This window comes from Alteromonas sp. ABH4_457 (assembly GCF_056160625.1).
The window spans coordinates 427,211-444,860 of record NZ_JBSWXN010000007.1; the positions used below are offsets into that span (position 1 = coordinate 427,211).

10 protein-coding genes are annotated in these 17,650 nt (G+C 48.4%); 6 read left to right on the forward strand and 4 right to left on the reverse strand.

Annotated elements, in window-relative coordinates:
- Positions 1-166: 166 nt before the first annotated feature.
- Together ACXAGR_RS19615 and ACXAGR_RS19620 are read left to right on the forward strand one after the other, a co-directional pair.
- A complete protein-coding gene (locus ACXAGR_RS19615; protein ID WP_119501263.1) occupies positions 167-1,000 on the forward strand; it encodes a PEP-CTERM/exosortase system-associated acyltransferase in 834 nt (277 codons plus the stop codon).
- Positions 1,001-1,179: 179 nt separating this feature from the next.
- Positions 1,180-2,976 carry an alpha-amylase family protein gene (locus ACXAGR_RS19620; RefSeq protein WP_474852062.1) on the forward strand — a complete coding sequence of 599 codons (1,797 nt, stop codon included), beginning with the start codon at positions 1,180-1,182 and terminating at the stop codon, positions 2,974-2,976.
- Positions 2,977-3,152: 176 nt separating this feature from the next.
- On the opposite strand, the gene ACXAGR_RS19625 is transcribed toward ACXAGR_RS19620, so the two are convergent.
- The 3 genes from ACXAGR_RS19625 to ACXAGR_RS19635 form a co-directional block, all read right to left on the reverse strand.
- A complete protein-coding gene (locus ACXAGR_RS19625; protein WP_474852064.1) occupies positions 3,153-4,682 on the reverse strand; it encodes a tryptophan halogenase family protein in 1,530 nt (509 codons plus the stop codon).
- Entirely contained in the window at positions 4,682-6,169 is a 1,488-nt protein-coding gene (locus tag ACXAGR_RS19630) for a tryptophan halogenase family protein (protein WP_474852066.1), read from the reverse strand. Before ACXAGR_RS19630 ends, ACXAGR_RS19625 begins: the two co-directional genes overlap by 1 nt.
- A 126-nt stretch (positions 6,170-6,295) precedes the next feature.
- A complete protein-coding gene (locus ACXAGR_RS19635) occupies positions 6,296-9,211 on the reverse strand; it encodes a TonB-dependent receptor (protein WP_474845868.1) in 2,916 nt (971 codons plus the stop codon).
- A gap of 402 nt (positions 9,212-9,613) precedes the next feature.
- On the opposite strand from ACXAGR_RS19635, the gene ACXAGR_RS19640 reads away from it, so the two are divergent.
- The 3 genes from ACXAGR_RS19640 to ACXAGR_RS19650 are packed head-to-tail and all read left to right on the forward strand — an operon-like array spanning position 9,614 to position 14,638.
- Positions 9,614-11,461: a glycoside hydrolase family 13 protein gene (locus ACXAGR_RS19640; RefSeq protein WP_474852068.1), complete on the forward strand. Its 1,848-nt coding sequence runs from the start codon at positions 9,614-9,616 to the stop codon at positions 11,459-11,461.
- A gap of 19 nt (positions 11,462-11,480) precedes the next feature.
- Positions 11,481-12,947, forward strand: a complete 1,467-nt coding sequence (locus tag ACXAGR_RS19645; protein ID WP_474852070.1) for an MFS transporter — start codon at positions 11,481-11,483, stop codon at positions 12,945-12,947.
- Positions 12,944-14,638, forward strand: coding sequence for an alpha-amylase family glycosyl hydrolase (locus ACXAGR_RS19650; protein ID WP_474852072.1), 1,695 nt, complete (start codon positions 12,944-12,946; stop codon positions 14,636-14,638). Before ACXAGR_RS19645 ends, ACXAGR_RS19650 begins: the two co-directional genes overlap by 4 nt.
- Before the next feature lie 44 nt (positions 14,639-14,682).
- Here the strand turns inward: ACXAGR_RS19650 and ACXAGR_RS19655 are convergent, their stop codons facing one another.
- Positions 14,683-15,714: a LacI family DNA-binding transcriptional regulator gene (locus ACXAGR_RS19655; protein ID WP_474852074.1), complete on the reverse strand. Its 1,032-nt coding sequence runs from the start codon at positions 15,712-15,714 to the stop codon at positions 14,683-14,685.
- A 208-nt stretch (positions 15,715-15,922) separates the two neighbouring features.
- On the opposite strand from ACXAGR_RS19655, the gene glnS reads away from it, so the two are divergent.
- Positions 15,923-17,587: a glutamine--tRNA ligase gene (gene glnS, locus ACXAGR_RS19660; protein ID WP_474852076.1), complete on the forward strand. Its 1,665-nt coding sequence runs from the start codon at positions 15,923-15,925 to the stop codon at positions 17,585-17,587.
- The last annotated feature ends 63 nt before the right edge of the window (positions 17,588-17,650 follow it).

Sequence of the window (17,650 nt, forward strand, 5' to 3'; positions counted from 1 at the left end):
TGACTCTCACACCTCACGGGTGTGGTTTGTTTGGTTAGTCACGGAAGCACCAAGTAAGACTCATTAATAGAATAAAAAATCCTCTTTCGAATCGTTGGGAGTCAGAGTGAAACGTCGCTTGTTAAACGCTTTTAAAAAAGTGCATCAAGTACCTGGTGTCAAACATATGGTAAAGCCTCTTGTCAGGCGCCAGATGAACAAAGCCATAGATGCAGCCGCCAATCACTTCTTTGAGCACTTTACCCTTGTTGTGGCAAATGAAGAAAAAGATCAGAGAGCCTGTTTTCGTACACGCCATCAGGTGTACTGCGAGGAAATGGGGTTTGAGGAAGTGCGTCAAACCAAAATGGAGTTTGACGAATTCGATGAATATGCGATCAGTTGTTATATACAGCACAAGGCCACCGGAGATTGCGCCGGTACTATCCGCGTGGTTATGCCTCAGCACAGCGGACAGGTACTGCCAATAGAGCAAAATTGTGCAGATGCCATCCGGATGGATGAGAACAGTCCGAGCCGCTTGCCGCGCCACTCGGTGTGTGAAATTTCCCGCCTGGCCATTCCAAAACGCTTTCGCCGTCGCGAAACCGATACAAATCTTTCTCCGGTGACGGGTAAGTCACTCGACAAAGGTTTCAAAAGAACCAAACCCGATCGAAATTTCCCTTATCTCACACTGGCACTGTATTTCTTTGCAGCAACAATTTGTGTGCTGAGGGATGTAGAAAATGTATACGTTATGATGGAGCCGAAACTGGCCAGAAGTCTGCGTATGCTTGGCATTGAGTTCAATCAGCTTGGTCAGGTCATTGAATATCATGGTAAGCGTGCAGCCTACCGCTTGTCTCCTGAAGAGTTTTTCCATCAAATCTCACCGTCGCTGCATCGTTTCTACAGAAAAATTATGAAAGAGCTGGAAGATGTACCGAACTTTGGTTCGATCCACAAACCAGTACCTTCCACATTGACAGGAAAAGGTCAAAAAACACGCGCTGCTTGATTATGAATACGTATGTTTATTGCTGAAAAAGACCGGGTCGTTATGCTCGGTTTTTTTATGCATGGAGTTTGCTTGTCGTGTCAGCCACTTTACTTTCCATCCGGCTTGCCGCCATACTGGTATGTGTTATTTTTTCCAGTTTATTTGTTGTTGCCTGTCACACAGAACCTGGGGGCCCGATGACAGCAACCCCGTCAAAGACCAACGATACAAAATCGGATACCGCTGAAAAGCTGGTAATTTATCAGGTATTCACCCGATTGTTTGGTAATACCAATACGACCAACAAACCCTGGGGAACCATCGATGAAAACGGGTCAGGTAAATTCAGTGATTTTTCAGAAAAGGCCCTGGATGAAATCAGTGCGCTTGGCGCAAACTGGATCTGGTATACCGGTGTTCCCCATCACGCTTCAGTAACGGATTATTCTGCTTACGGCATTGCAGGGGACGATCCGGATGTAGTTAAAGGACGAGCCGGTTCGCCTTACGCAGTGCGTGATTATTACAATGTGGACCCGGATCTTGCAGATGATCCGGCGAGCCGGCTTGAGGAGTTTGAAGCACTGATCTCCCGTACTCACGCAGCCGGCCTCAAGGTCATGATTGACATTGTGCCTAACCATGTTGCCAGACAGTACTATTCAGTAGTGAGACCACAGAGCAGCTTTGGCGCTCGTGACGACACTTCGGTCACCTATAGTAAAAATAATAATTTTTACTATATTCCGGGAGAACCTTTTGAGGTCCCGGATTTCACCCCGGCAACAAAACCGTTAGGTGGTGCAGCACATCCTCTGGCAGACGGTCATTTTGATGAATCACCGGCCCGCTGGACAGGTAATGGTTCCCGTAATGCTAAACCTGATGTCAATGACTGGTATGAAACCGTTAAAATTAACTACGGTGTTACGCCGTCGGGTGACCATGAATTCCCTGATGTACCGGAAGAGCTGCGTTTTGCGCCGGCTCAGACTCACTATCAGTACTGGTCTGATAAAGTTGTACCGGATTCGTGGGTAAAGTTTAAAGATATCACACAGTACTGGCTGGATAAGGGCGTAGACGGGTTTCGCTATGATATGGCTGAAATGGTGCCGGTGGCGTTCTGGTCATATTTAAACAGTCACATTAAGCACACTTCTGCGGATGCGGTATTGCTTGCTGAAGTCTATCAGCCAGCGCTTTACCGTGACTATTTGCAGTTGGGTAAAATGGATTACCTGTATGACAAGGTGGATTTTTATGACTCACTTAAAGATGTTATGCAGGATAATGGCGATGTCGCAAAACTGACTGATATTCAGGAACAATACGGAGATATCCGTCAGCATCTTCTTCATTTTCTTGAAAACCATGATGAACAACGAATAGCCAGTCCTGAGTTTGCCGGAAATGCTGAGTCAGGCAAACCTGCTCTGGTTGTGTCTGCGCTTATCAGTGAGTCTCCGGTTTTGATTTACTTTGGTCAGGAAAATGGCGAAGACGGTAGTGAAGTCGCGGGATTCGGCCAGCCGTCCAGAACGTCTATTTTCGATTACATCGGGGTGCCGGCTCACCAGCGTTGGATGAACAACGGCAAATTTGATGGTGGACAATCAACCAAAGCAGAGCAGGCACTGCGTGATTATTATAAAACCGTACTGAATATCGCCGTTTCAACCCCGGCAGTGATATCCGGTAACTACCAGTCTTTACATCAGTCGTTAAAGGTAAACGGCCAGCTTTCTGATGCAAAGGTATTTGCTTTCGTGCGCTGGAACAATGATGACATTTTGATAAGTGTCAGTAATTTTTACAGTGAAAAAGAGGTGCTGGCAGAACTGGATTTGTCTGAATTACCCGCAGAATTTTCTGACTTGAGGGAGTTAGAGGATAAGTTGACCGGGGCCAGAGTGAAATCTGAAGTTAAAGACGGCAAACGAAGCATATCCTTTAAATTATCACCGAATCAATCGGTTATATTGACCATGTAAAGGGTTATGCGTAACCTTTTTCTGGCCGGTACTTGGCGGACTGCCTCCTCAGCCGCCATGTTTTCATGCCATCTCAGCGCAAGCCGGGAAGAATGACCACAAAGGAACAAACTGGAGTGCTGCACCACCTCCGGGCACAAGTTCAGTTGTAATGTGTCTCCGCCTTTCAACAGTCTTTAGTATAGTGAGCTTTTAACTGCCGGGGATCTACGTGTAACCTCTTTAAGATACGCAGTGTGATCGGGGAAATTTAACAGACAGCCTTTAAAGAATGCCTCAGTATCATTGTCTTTGTAGAGATCACCCTGTCTGGGCTGCTGTTTAGCCAGCGGGGGAAAAATGCCGTATCCGGCGAGCAGGCAATGCCATGATGTAATGCCAAAGTGAGACTGAATGTTCTGCCGTTGAATTTCTGCCGGAAAATCGCCTTTCCGGTACCAGACATCCAGAAGTTGCAACAGAGATTCAGATAAAGCCATATTATTACGGTTATCCCGCCAGTATGCCGAATCGTCACGGGTATTGAGTTTGTAATGGGCGACGATGTAATCCCTTACTCTGGAAAACCTTTCAGTGACGTCTTTATTAAACTTGTCCTGTAAAGCGGGACTGAAGTTACCCTGTTCATAATCTTCCATGAAAAATTCGACGGACAGTTGCACCAGATGCAGCGCTGTGGCTTCAAGCGGTTCAATAAAACCCTGCGCCAGCCCCAGCGCCAGACAATTCTTGTGCCAGTGCTTTTCAACCTGACCAACACGCATAGACAGGAAACGCACATCACCTTCATTGTCCTGCACGGAAAGATGACGGCGAAGTTCAGCCTCTGCTTTATCGTCTGAGAGATGAGCTGAAGAAAAGACATAACCGTTTCCGGTACGGCTACTCAAAGGGATAGACCACGCCCAGCCATTGCTGAGCGCCGTGGACGTTGTTTCCACAGGCAGTTGTGCCTGCGCCGTTGTGGCCAGTACCGCAGCCCTGTCGTTAAACAGGTTTTCACTGAATGAATTAAAGCGGATATCCAGTGTCTGTTGTAACAACAAAGAACGGAAGCCCGTACAGTCGATGAAAAAGTCACCTTCAACTATCTCGCCGGAGTGTAATGTCAGCGACGTAATATGGCCCGAAAGACTGGTAATGACATCGTCAATTTTCCCTTCAATGTGATTTACACCCAGGCTGACGGCATGGCGTTTCAGATACCGGCCCAGTAAGGCAGAATCAAAATGGTAACCATATTCGATACGAAAAGGGAACGAGGGTGGCGTCACCGGGGCTTTCCCTGCTCCGGCCAGCCACCCGTTCAGCAGAAAGTTTTCCGGGGTAACGTTCACGTCCAGACCCAGCCGGCGGTTGTGGCAATTCACATGAAAGGGGCGCTCGGTGAATGCATCCGGTTGAGAAATGAACGGGTGACTGTAACTGGCAGGCCCGTTTTGGGGACTCCAGCCTTTAAACCGGATATTCACCTTATAAGTGGCGTTGCAGGCTGGCATCCAGTCACTTTCCGCAATGTTCAGATCGCTGAAGAAGCGTTTCAATGTAGGGGTTGAACCTTCTCCTACGCCCACGGTGGCAATATCAGCTGATTCCACCAGCGTAATGCTCACCGGCTTATCACGCCAGTGGTGCGCCATGAGGCAGGCAGCAATCCAGCCGGCGGTGCCGCCACCGGCGATAACAATACGATGAGGCGCTGACATTATTGAGTAAACCGTTTGAGAAATTCATCATGGGGAAGCATCTGTGTAAGAGGCTGCTGTTTTGCCTGTAATACTTTTCCCATGACATCGAGTAATTGGGGGACGGTTTGTGTATTGGCTGCAGGATGATGATCCCGTGGCATGATTCCCTGGCCTGCCATGACCTGAAGCCAGGAAGCATCACGGAAGATATCGTTCTGTTCGTTAAAAATAGTGGCTGTATCTTTAAACGCGTTGATTTTCTGCTCCAGTCTCGCAGGAATGGACATGGTTTGCATATCCCGCCAGAATTCAGAGTCATCACGTTCATTTACCACATAATGCAAAATGATAAAGTCGCGGATGGTTTCAAATTCTTCCTTCGATTCCGCGTTATACATGGTTTCCATCGACGGATTAATTTCCCTGTGCGGAAACATCTTCAGTAACCTCACCAGACCGCTTTGGATAAGATGAATGCTGGTCGATTCCAGAGGTTCAAGGAACCCGCTGGACAAACCGATCCCGATCACATTTTTTGACCATTGCTTTACGGTCCGGCCAGTGCGGAAACTGATTTTCCGGGGTTCATCCAGTGCCGGCGTATCCAGGTTTGTCATCAGCAACTCCCTGGCTTTGTCATCGTCCATATATTTTGAACTGTACACCAGTCCATTACCGTTACGATGGGTGAGGGGGATACGCCATTGCCAGCCCGTTGAACGGGCGATGCTGCGGGTGAACGGAGCGGTATGCTCATGCCTTTGTGACGGCACTGCCCATGCTCTGTCAGCACATAACCAGTGAGACCAGTCCTCGTATTCTGTACCCAGCGTCTTTTGTAAAAGCAGGCCGCGCATGCCGGTGCAATCCAGAAATAAATCGCCGGCAATCTGCTCACCACTTTTTAACTGCAGTGCTTCCACAAAGCCCGTGGTTTCATTCTGCTTCACATGTTCAATCGTGCCTGCTGTGCGTTTTACGCCGGCGTTTTCTGCCATGCGTCTTAAGAACTGACCATACAGGGTGGCATCGAAATGATAAGCATAAGGCAATTGATACACCGGATTATCAGTCTGAATTTTATTAAATTTTCCTTCCAGACAAGCCAGGTAATTAAGATCGAAATCCCACAATGACTGTGTCAGCCCGTTTTGTGCCGCCCGTAACCAGTAGTGCTGGAAGCCGACAAAGCCCAGCGTGGCGCCCGGTGCGCCGAATGTGTGGTAATAGCTGCTGCCTTCCTGCTTCCAGTTTTCAAAGCGGATAGCCAGCTTTACACTGGCGTGCGTTTCTTTAAGAAACGCTTTTTCATCCAGACCAAGATATTGATTAAAGGTTTGAATAGGGGGAATGGTTGCTTCACCGACACCGATGATGCCAATATCTTCTGATTCAATCAGCTCTACTTCGATGTTGTCTGCGAGGACTTTCTTAAACAGAGCGGCTGCCATCCAGCCGGCGGTGCCTCCGCCGGCAATGACTAATTTGCGCACACCTGAGGTCATTCAGTAATCCGTTGATGCTATTGATATTAAATTTACTATAAACACTTTCGTAACCGTTTTTGTAGTAAAAGCTGCTACGAAAATATTTAAAAAGAAGGGCGGCAGTAAAGCTGCCGCCCGGATTGATTAATAGAAGGAGTAGTTGAAGTTCAGCATATAAGAAGGTCCGAACTCCCGTCTCAGGGTGACGAAACCATTCGAATCGCGGGTCTCTTCTTTTTCATCGGTCAGGTTCGTACCCTGCAAAGATATACGCAATCCTTCAAGGTATTCAATACCACTGCCCTCGAAGTCATAGCTGATTTGCGCATCCACCTGGGTAACCGCATCCCGTGTCGCACCTTCAATTTTGTTTGAACCGCCGCGCTGATAGGTGAAGAATTCACCCCGGTCTGTCGCAGCAACACGCACTTCAAAGCCATTCATTTCGTAATAGGCAGTCAAAGACGTAACTCTTTCTGACTGACCGGGCACCGGTGAGTCATCTTCCAGAGTCGCATCAATGTAAGTATAAGAAGCGGCGATACCAAAACCGTCCAGTACGTCACTCACCATACGCAGGGGTATCTGAGCGGTAACCTCAGCACCTTTTACGCTGCCGGTCAGACCATCTTCGAAGAATGAAAATGTACCTGTATCCGGTGGAGTGATGTAAGTGCCGGGCGCATAGACCGTGCCGTCCGGACCTACCAGCCCGTCGGCACCCACGGTTCTGTCATGGAATCCGGGAATGAAGTAATCTGCGCCATCATTGGTGGGGTCGTTGGTGAAATCTATAGTCAGGTTACCGTCACGCGTCCAGTTGACCAGGTCTTTATAGAATAACGCCACAGACACATAACCTTCATCTTCAAAGTAGTTCTCGAAAGACAGGTCATAGTTATTTGCTTCCAGAGGACGAAGACGGGGGTTACCCTGGAACTTGGACCATGGTGTGCCGTACTCGTCTACTGCCGCCTGAGTATTTGGAATAGCAATCAGGTTAATGTTCTGGTCGAATTTCACAAAGCCCGATGCTTTCATTTGATCGATACGGGCACGGCTGATGGTTTTATTGGCCGCAAAGCGAACAAACTGATTCTCGCCCACTTCAACAGAAACGTTCAGGCTGGGCAGGAAGTGATTGTAATCGTCAGAAATATCCTGCTCACAATCTGCGTCGATCACGCCGTTATCATCGCCGTCACACACTTTGAAGTTTGCGCCAACGACACCGATATAGCCGGTCGAGCGCTGATCGGTCTGAACGTACTGCGCACCGAAATTACCGGTGACAGGGAAATCACCGATTTCTGTTTCAAAATCAAATTTGGCAAACAGTGTGGTGACTTCTTCATACACTTTGTAGGTGTCGCCTAAACGGTCCGGCTCGAGCAGACCGGCATCATTTAATTCATACTCGCCGTCGTTATATGGCGCAAAACCGTCGTACGCTACTACATAGCCCATGCCAGCCCAGGTCAGATCTGCCAGACCGTTGTACAGGTATGAAGACGGAATTGATTCTGAATTCGGATAGCTTGAAGCAGTAGCAAAGAAGCCTTTGTTATCTTTTGACTTATAACGGTCGCTGTATGCAACACCCACATTAATCTGGTTCACAATGCCCCAGTCAACATAACCTTCTGTTTCAAGACGAACTGTTGTCAGCTCTTCTTCAAAATCTGCATAGTTCAGGAAGCCATCCTGCGCGTTGATGAAGGTATATGGTGTGCCGTCTGCACGAAGGACGTCAGTATCGAACTGATCGGCAAGCGCCGCCATACCGCCACCCCATTGCTGCGGGCCGGTAAGTTGTAACAGGTTAGGATCAGAGAATGCATCCAGGCCGGTTGAGCCGGTAAAGTAAATCCCGTCAGGTCCCATCACAAAATCACGGGTACGCTGATCGCCGGCAGCAATTTCAGCTCCGCTACGGGCAAGACCGGCGTAAGATTCACCGCGCAGGTCACGCTTACTGGAGCTGCTGTCAGCAACATCCAGTTTCACCGACCATTCATCATTCAGTTGATAATCAATGTTCAGGCCCACCGTCGTCAGTTCACCGTCTTTCTGTGCAGGGTCAGTACGCAAAACCGGATTCGCGTTTGTCTGGGTACCGGTAGAATTTGCACCACTGCCATTTAAAGAGCTGGCATCCAATTCGAATGGTTCGATGAAACCGCGGATCACACCGGAATCAGAGTAATCGATGCTAAGTACGTCTACCACAATGTCCAGATTGTCTGTGGGGCGCCACTGGAAGATTGCAGAAACGGTATCACGTTCCAGCACGCGGCTGATTGCCTGACTGTCAAGCCCGAAGGGCAGGGAAGCACCGTTGTTATCACCGTAACCCCACACTCCGTATTTTCTCTCGTTACGGGGAGACTCTGTGGTGGCCAGCGCGACAGCAATACCGACCGTGTCATCGGCGAATTTTTCTACAAAAGACAAGGCATAGCGTTTGCCCGTATTGTCGAATTCAGGGTTATCAGAGTCATTGCCACCCATTTCATACACACCGGTGAAGGTGAGTGTTTCCTGTGCAGCCAGCGGTCTGACTGTTTGTAGGTCAACTGTACCACCTATACCCTGGACCAGAAGGGATGCATCGGTGGTTTTATAAATCGTGGCACCGGTCATAATTTCTGAAGGATACAAATCATATTCAACACCACGGTTGTCACCGATGCCGATAAGCTCACGGCCGTTTAATGATGTACCGACAAAGTCTTCTTTGAAACCACGGACTGAAATACCTGATGTACGGCCACCTACACGTTCACCGGCCATACCGGGTAATCTTGCCAGCGATTCTGCAATGGATGAATCAGGCAGCTTACCAATGTCTTCAGCAGAAATAGCTTCCACAATAGACGAGTTGTCCATTTTAATGGCCTGCGCCCGCATCAGAGACCCGCGAATACCTTTTACCGCGATAACCTCAAAATCCTTAGCTTCTTCATTATCTGTTTGTTGTGCCAGGATGACACCGGGGAAAAGTGCAGAGCTGACTGCCAGGGTCAGTAGTGCAGGTTTAAATAACTGTTTTTTGGTCATTTTTGTGTGCCCTTTCTCATTAACATGAATGTGCGCTTATGCAACATTAAATTAACAATAGTTTGGTTTTTACAGAACATCAAGTGAAAAACACAAAATTACTTAATCAATTAAGATTGGTGAGGATTAACAAATTTCTGTAATCCGGTCCGGAATGTAAAACCCGCTTAATTGATTCAGCGACGCGCCGGATGCTGAAATCTCAACCATGTCGCCGCCTGCAACGACAATGCAGCGTTCTGATATTCTGAAAGTTCACCGCGCTTTCAAAAGCATAGACGCTTTTAGTGAAATGCGCTGAATACGTATGCAGAACATTGGCGCAGTCCGGGCATCCGGTTACTATCCCAAAAAGTTTAACGAAACATTAACAGCGCTTGTTAAAAAGCCGGAAGTATTACAATGAAAAAAGCAGCAACGGTGTGCGGAGCCGTACTGGCAGCAAACTTACTCTGTATACCTGCTTACGGTGTATCAGTGTCACCACCGGACTGGTGGGTGAACATGGCCGACTCCCGTTTGCAACTGATGATCCGGGATAAAGATCTGGGCAAAGCAAATGTAAAAACCCGTTACCCGGGCGTTCACGTTGATAGTGTCCACCGGCCTTCAAATGCAGATTATATTTTTGTCGATCTCACGTTGTCAGACAACGTAAAACCGGGCGTCATTCCGTTTGAAATCACCAAAGAAAACGGCGGACGGGTGTCTTTCTCATATGTGTTGCATGAGCGTAAAAAGGGTTCAGCACAACGACAGGGCTATTCCGGAAAAGACACGATCTATCTGCTCACTCCAGACCGGTTCGCTAACGGCGACGAATCCAATGATTCTCTTGAAAACTACACAGATAAACTAAACCGTGAAGAAGCCGGAGGCAGGCACGGTGGAGATATTCAGGGGATTATTGATCACCTGGACTATCTGTCAGACATGGGGTTTACGCAGATATGGAGTATGCCATTGCTGGAAAATGCCATGGACAGTTATTCTTATCATGGCTATGCCATCACTGACTACTATCAGATTGACCCGCGATACGGTTCAAATGACCTTTATAGGACGCTGAGCGAGCGTGCAGCAGAGCAGGGGATCGGTGTGATCATGGATATGGTGTTGAATCATATCGGCAGCGGACACCCCTGGACAACCTCGCCCCCTGATAAAGATTGGATCCACCACGACGGCAATTTTTCTGCCACCACGCATATCCGTGAAACTCTGCATGACCCTCACGGTGCAGAAGCCGACAGACTGGCATTCAGTGACGGCTGGTTCGTTCCGTCAATGCCGGACTTAAATCAGCAGAATCCCTTTCTCGCTAATTATCTGATTCAAAATGCTGTCTGGTGGGTGGAGTATGCCGGTTTAAGCGGTATTCGCGTGGACACTTATTCCTATTCCGATAAGGACTTCCTGTCTGCATGGACAGCGAGGCTGATGAAGGAATATCCGTCGCTGAATATTGTCGGGGAAGAATGGTCGGTGAATCCGGTAATTACCTCTTACTGGCAGTCCGGCACCCTGAGACAGGACGGTTATGAATCTTCGCTACCGTCAGTGATGGATTTTCCTCTGCAACACACCCTTGTCTCTGCCTTGAAAGAAGAAGAGTTGTGGGGAACCGGGCTGAAAAAATTGTACGAGTTACTCGCCGGGGATTTCATCTACGGTGATGCCGGTAACCTGGTGGTATTTGCAGATAACCATGATATGAGCCGGATCTACACACAACTGGACCAGGATATGGCGCTGTGGAAAATGGCCATGACAGTGGTGCTGACTACGCGGGGTATTCCGCAGGTATTCTACGGCACTGAAATTCTGATGGATAATGCGGGCACAGAAGATCATGGCATTATTCGCAGTGATTTTCCGGGGGGCTGGCCGGGAGATGAGTCACCGGCATTTTCTTATGAAAGCGACAGTGCCCGCTCTGTGGAAGCACAGCAATTTATCCGTCAGCTTTTACACATCAGAAAGCAGTATCCGTTACTTTTCGAAGGACAGCTCACGCAGTACGTACCGGAAGACGGCACTTACATTTATTTCCGGCATAACAGGAAAACGGATACGCAAATTATGGTGGTAATTAACAAAAACGGTAAAAAGGACGTAAACTTACAGCGTTTCAGTGAGCGCATGGCTGGTGTAAAAACGTTACAGCAGGCCGGTGACGATGAAATAATGGCAGCCGGAAACTCCTTGTCAGTGCCTGAGCACAGCGCAACGGTGTGGATCCTGAATTAATAATAATAACGGACAGAATATGAATAACAAACAGCCTGTATTACCGTTCTGGCAAGTCTGGAATGTCAGTTTTGGCTTTCTCGGCGTACAGTTTGGTTTCGCTCTGCAAAATGCCAACGTCAGCCGCATTTTATCTGATCTCGGTGCAGACCTTCATTCGCTGGCATTGTTCTGGCTGGTGGCGCCGGTGATGGGGTTGATCATACAGCCCGTGGTCGGCAGTGCGTCTGACCGCACATGGAATCGCCTTGGCCGACGCCGTCCATACATTCTCGCCGGTGCCTTTGCCGCCGGCCTGGGTATGATCCTGATGCCGAATGCTCCCTTATTTGTCACCATCATGGCGCCTATGTTATTCGGTGCATTGATGCTGGCATTGATGGACGCCTCCTTCAATGTTTGCTTTCAGCCATTCCGTTCTCTGGTATCGGATATGGTGCCAGCCAGCCAGCGCAACCTGGGTTACTCGGTGCAGTCATTACTGATCAACATTGGCGCAGTTATCGGCTCAATTCTTCCATTCCTTCTGACTAATGTGGCGGGTCTTAATAATACCGCGTCGCCCGGACAGGTGGCTCCGTCGGTGATTTGGGCATTCTATATTGGCGCTACCGTATTGCTTGGCTCAGTACTCTGGACGGTGTTTCGCACTAAAGAATACGCGCCGTCAGATTACGCCCGCTATAAAGGATTGCAGACAGATTCTGAAGACAAAACGGAGAAAACCGGATTCTTCAAACTTGTGGCCACCATGCCCGCCACGATGAAACAACTTGCAGTGGTGCAGTTTTTCTCCTGGTTTGCGTTGTACATCATGTGGGTTTACACCATGCCGGCTATCACCCAGCATATCTGGGGAGTGGATAAACAGTGGTTTGATCCAGCATTTATTGCTGCTGCGGGTACTGTGCCTGCTGATGTCATTGCTGCGAAAGGTGCGGCCGGTGACTGGGTAGGTATTCTTTTTGCCGCATACAGTGTGTTTGCCGCCGTATTTTCCGTGTTTCTTGCCCGCCTTGCAGATACATTTGGCCGCAAAACCGTTTATGCCTCTTCACTGGTTTTAGGGGGACTGGGTTATATCAGTTTCCTGATATCCGGAGACATCAGTCCGGTACACGTGAATTTAGTCATTACAGAAGTCACGGTACCACAGGGCGCTGTCAATCTGGTGTTTCCCATGATCGGAGTAGGAATTGCCTGGGCTGCTATTCTGGCTATGCCTTATGCCATGCTGGCCGGCGCACTTCCTGCAGATAAAACCGGTGTGTATATGGGCATATTTAACTTCACAGTAGCCATTCCGCAGATCGTTGCAGGACTCACTGCAGGCTGGATACTGAGCAGGGTATTTGAAAACACCGCCATCAATATCATTGTGGTGGCCGGTGTTTCCATGCTTTGCGCAGCAGTGGCGGTATTTTTTGTTAAAGAAAAAGAAATCCATGCCGTCGCCTCACAGAATACGGCAGGAGAATTACAATGAGAATAAGCCACACAATGTATGCGATTGCCAGCGTATTAACCCTCAGCGGGTGTGAAAATACGCCAGATTCTTCCCTGTCAGATGGGATGCCGGAAAGTACAAACACACCCTTTATAAGGGGTACTGCAGAGCCGTTCAGTGCAGAAGCCGTTTACTTCATTATGACTGACCGTTTTGTCGACGGTGATAAACAAAACAATTATGAAACTCAGGGCGGTGATCACCCCAGCTGGAATTTGCCTCTTAATGGTCCCGACGGTGCAACAGCTAACGTAGGCTACATGGGCGGTGACTTGCAGGGTGTGGTCAACAATATTGATTTCATCAAAGATATGGGTTTTACCGCTGTGTGGTTAACACCTGTAGTCGATAACCCGGATCAGGCATTTACCGGCAGTGAACCTATTACGTTTGGTGGCCAGTTTAAAGATGGGGGTAAAACCGGTTACCACGGCTATTGGGCCACCAATTTCTATCAGCCCGATGAACATCTGATCAGTGCCAGCTTGTCGGTCAAAGACTATACCACTGCCATGCATGATGCCGGCCTCAAAACCGTGTTTGATATTGTCGCCAATCACGGCTCTCCCAGTTTTTCAATGCCACAGGATCAACCGGGATTCGGTGAAATTTATGATGCGCAGGGAAAACTGGTGGCCGATCATAGTAATACGCTGCCATCTGAACTGGATACCACTCAGCCTTTGCAGGCATTTTTCCACGACTACCCGGATCTGGTAGAGCTGTCTAATCTCGATGAGTCAAATCCGGACGTTCAGGATTACCTGATTAATTCTTATCTTTACTGGATAGAGCAGGGCGCTGATGCATTCCGGATCGATACTATCCGGCATGTGCCTCATCATTTCTGGCGCACGATGTCTGACCGCATACGTGCAGAACATCCCGGTTTCTTTATGTTCGGGGAGAGTTTTCAGTATGATGCGAACTTTATTGCCCAGCATACGCTGCCCAAAAACGGCAATATCAGCGTGCTGGATTTCCCCATGCAAAAGGCTATGGTCAGCGTATTCGGGACTGAAAATGCAGGATTCGAAACGTTAAGCGGCGCACTGCATCTAACCCACGGGCCTTATCATAATCCCTATGATCTGACGACTTTTTACGATAATCACGATATGCCGCGGATGAATGCTTCGGATGACGGCTTTATTGATGCCCATAACTGGCTGTTTACTTCACGGGGTATACCGGTGGTTTATCAGGGCTCAGAGACCGGCTTTATGCGCGGTACAGCAGAGCACAGCGGAAACCGTAACTATTACGGACAAGACAATGTGGATAAGGCGCCGCAGCACCGTATCTATCAGTCTCTGTCTGCTATTGCTCACGTTCGTAAAGCCACACCGGCATTACAGCGTGGCTTACAAACCATGCTCGAACTGAATGGTGAAAAAGCCGCCTTCTACCGTGTTGTACAGGATGACAGCGCAAAACAGATTGCCCTTGTACTGTTGAATAAAGGTGATACACCAGTTTCTTTTGAGATAGCAGAGTACATGCAAAACGGACGCTGGAGTGAACAACTAAGTGGCAGGGAAAAGGAAGTGAACAACCGTGTTTTAACCAGCGAAGTCAGAGCCCACAGTGTACAGGTCTGGTTGCGGGATGGTCCGCTCAGTGATGATAGGTTTATTCAGCATCTGTATGAGCAGATAGGGAATCAGTGATGACACAGGGGGTTGCAAAGGCAACCCCCTTTTCTTTTAGATTTTCAGTATTTTTTTCCGCCACAGGACTCGCGGATGATGAGCTCTGCAGACATCAGAAAATCACTGACGATTTGTTTATTAATCGCCTTAAGCAGGCTGGTAACCAGCAATTCGCCGGCCAGCCTGGTATCCTGTTGCACGGTGGTCAGGGCCGGCGTAGTAAAAGCGGAGATACTGATGTTGTCGTAGCCGGTGACGGCGATGTCCTGCGGTACCCTGTATGGTGTTTCTTTCAACGCCTGTAATACACCGGTAGCAATCAGATCTGATGCACATACCACGGCGTCAGGCTTTTGTTCAGAATGAAGGATTTTACGGATAGCCTGCGCTCCGGCCTCTTCAGTAGAGTTCGCATCAATACGGATAAAGTCACCGGCATCAATACCGGCGTCTTTTAATGCCTGTGTGTAACCCTGATAGCGGGCCAGGAATTCCGGCGCATGTCCGCCGGCATCACCGATAAACGCAAACCGCCGGTGTCCATTTTTCACCAGGTGGGTGGTGAGATCATATCCGCCCTGAAAGTTATCACAGCCGATGCTGATACCGGGATGATCTGCATCTTTAGCCCCCCAGCGCACAAAATGGGTACCCTGATTTTCCAGTTGGGCCAGTTTGTCCCGCCAGGCGGTGTAGTCTCCGTAACCGAGCAGAATGATACCGTCAGCTTTTTTGGAGTCTTCAAACTCAGCGTGCCAGTCATCGTCCAGATTCTGAAAAGACACCAGCAAATCGTAACCGGCGTCAGAACTCGCCCTTGTTATGCTTCCCAGCATGTTCAGGAAAAACGGGTTGATCATTGAGTCGTCAGACGTGGGATCTTCAAACAGCAGTAATGCAATAGTATTGCTTTTCTGTTTACGCAGGTTGCTGGCGTTTTTGTCTACTTTGTAGTTCAGTTCTTTGGCAATACGCTGCACCCGCTCGCGGGTTTCTTTATTTACCAGCGGGCTGTTACTGAGCGCCCTTGAGACCGTGGACTGCGATACGCCGGCCAGGTGAGCAATATCAAAAGACGTGGCTTTTTCTTTCATGCCTGTTACTGAAAGGGTTTAAAGTGGCTTATGTTACCATACTTAACGCTGATAAGTGTCTGAGTTAATTGCCCGGACAGCGGTTTTCGTTGTAAATTTAGCCGTTCGGGCAGGGCGATTTCAATTAATCATAGTGACCCGCCGGGCAACCGGTTATACTCGGCGATTATTATGTCAGAACAGATTTTCATTTAAGGGGAAAGGGCGAATGGCGGAAACGGAACATCATCCGACCAATTTTATCCGGCAGATTATTGAAAAAGATCTTGCTGCAGGTGTTCATGATTCTATAAAAACACGTTTCCCACCGGAACCGAACGGTTTTTTACACATTGGACATGCGAAGTCTATTTGTCTGAATTTTGGTGTAGCCAGTGATTACAACGGTACGTGTAATCTGCGTTTTGATGACACCAACCCTGCCAAAGAAGATATCGCTTACGTCAATTCCATTAAGGAAGACGTTAACTGGTTGGGTTTCCAGTGGAGTGGTGATGCCCGTTATTCTTCGGATTACTTCGATTTGCTGCATGGCTATGCGATGGAGCTAATTGATAAAGGTCTGGCTTATGTGGATTTCTCCAGCCAAGAAACCATGCGTGAACTGCGCGGGACACTGACAGAACCCGGTAAAAACAGTCCTTACCGTGATACCGATCCTGCGACCAACCGTGCAGAATTTGAGAAAATGACTGCCGGTGAGTATGCAGAAGGCCAGTGTTCACTGCGTGCAAAAATTGACATGACATCCCCGTTCATGTGTATGCGGGATCCGGTGATCTACCGGGTGAAATTCGCACACCATCACCAGACCGGTGAGAAATGGTGCGTTTATCCCATGTACGATTTCACCCACTGTATCTCAGACGCCATCGAGGGGATCACCCACTCTCTGTGTACACTGGAATTCCAGGATAACCGCAGACTCTATGACTGGGTGATTGAGAATATTTCAATCGAATGCACACCCCGTCAGTATGAATTCTCCCGGCTGAATCTGGAATATACGGTGTTGAGTAAACGTCGTCTTATTCAACTGGTAGAAGAAAATCACGTGAGCGGCTGGGATGATCCCAGAATGCCTACCATAGCCGGTTTGCGCCGCAGAGGCTATACGCCTGCGTCTGTGCGTGAATTTTGTAAGCGTATCGGTGTAACCAAAATGGATAACATGGTGGAAATGGGCATGCTGGAAGCCTGTATCCGCGATGATCTGAACGTCAACGCTCCCCGTGCAATGGCCGTTCTTGACCCGGTTAAACTGGTTATTGAAAATTACCCTGAAGGTGAGTCTGAATCATTGCAGGCACCTAATCATCCGAATGATGAATCTATGGGCAGCCGCACAATTCCTTTCAGCCGCGAAGCGTGGATTGAAGCGGAAGACTTCCGTGAAGAAGCGAATAAAAAGTTTAAGCGTCTGGTACTCGGCAAAGAAGTGCGTTTACGTAATGCTTATGTGGTAAAAGCTGAACGGGTCGAAAAAGATGCGGATGGTAATATCACTACCATTTTCTGCACTTATGACGATGAAACCCTGGGTAAAGATCCTGCTGATGGCCGCAAGGTTAAAGGTGTGATCCACTGGGTTGATGCCAATGCCGGTGTCAAAGCCGAATTCCGCTTGTACGACCGTCTGTTTAACGTACCGAATCCGGCAGCGGAAGAGAATTTTACAGATGCCATTAATCCTGCTTCTCTTGAAGTGAAATCCGGTTTCGTTGAACCGGGATTAACGGAAAATCCGGTAGCCGGAGGCTGGCAGTTTGAGCGCACCGGTTACTTCTGTCTGGATAAAGATTCATCTGATACCCTCAGTGTGTTTAACCGCACAGTAGGACTTCGGGATTCCTGGGCTAAGATTGCTGATTAGTCCTGATAAAGTTTCTTATATAAAACCGCAGTTTATCTGCGGTTTTTTTATGCATATTTCTCA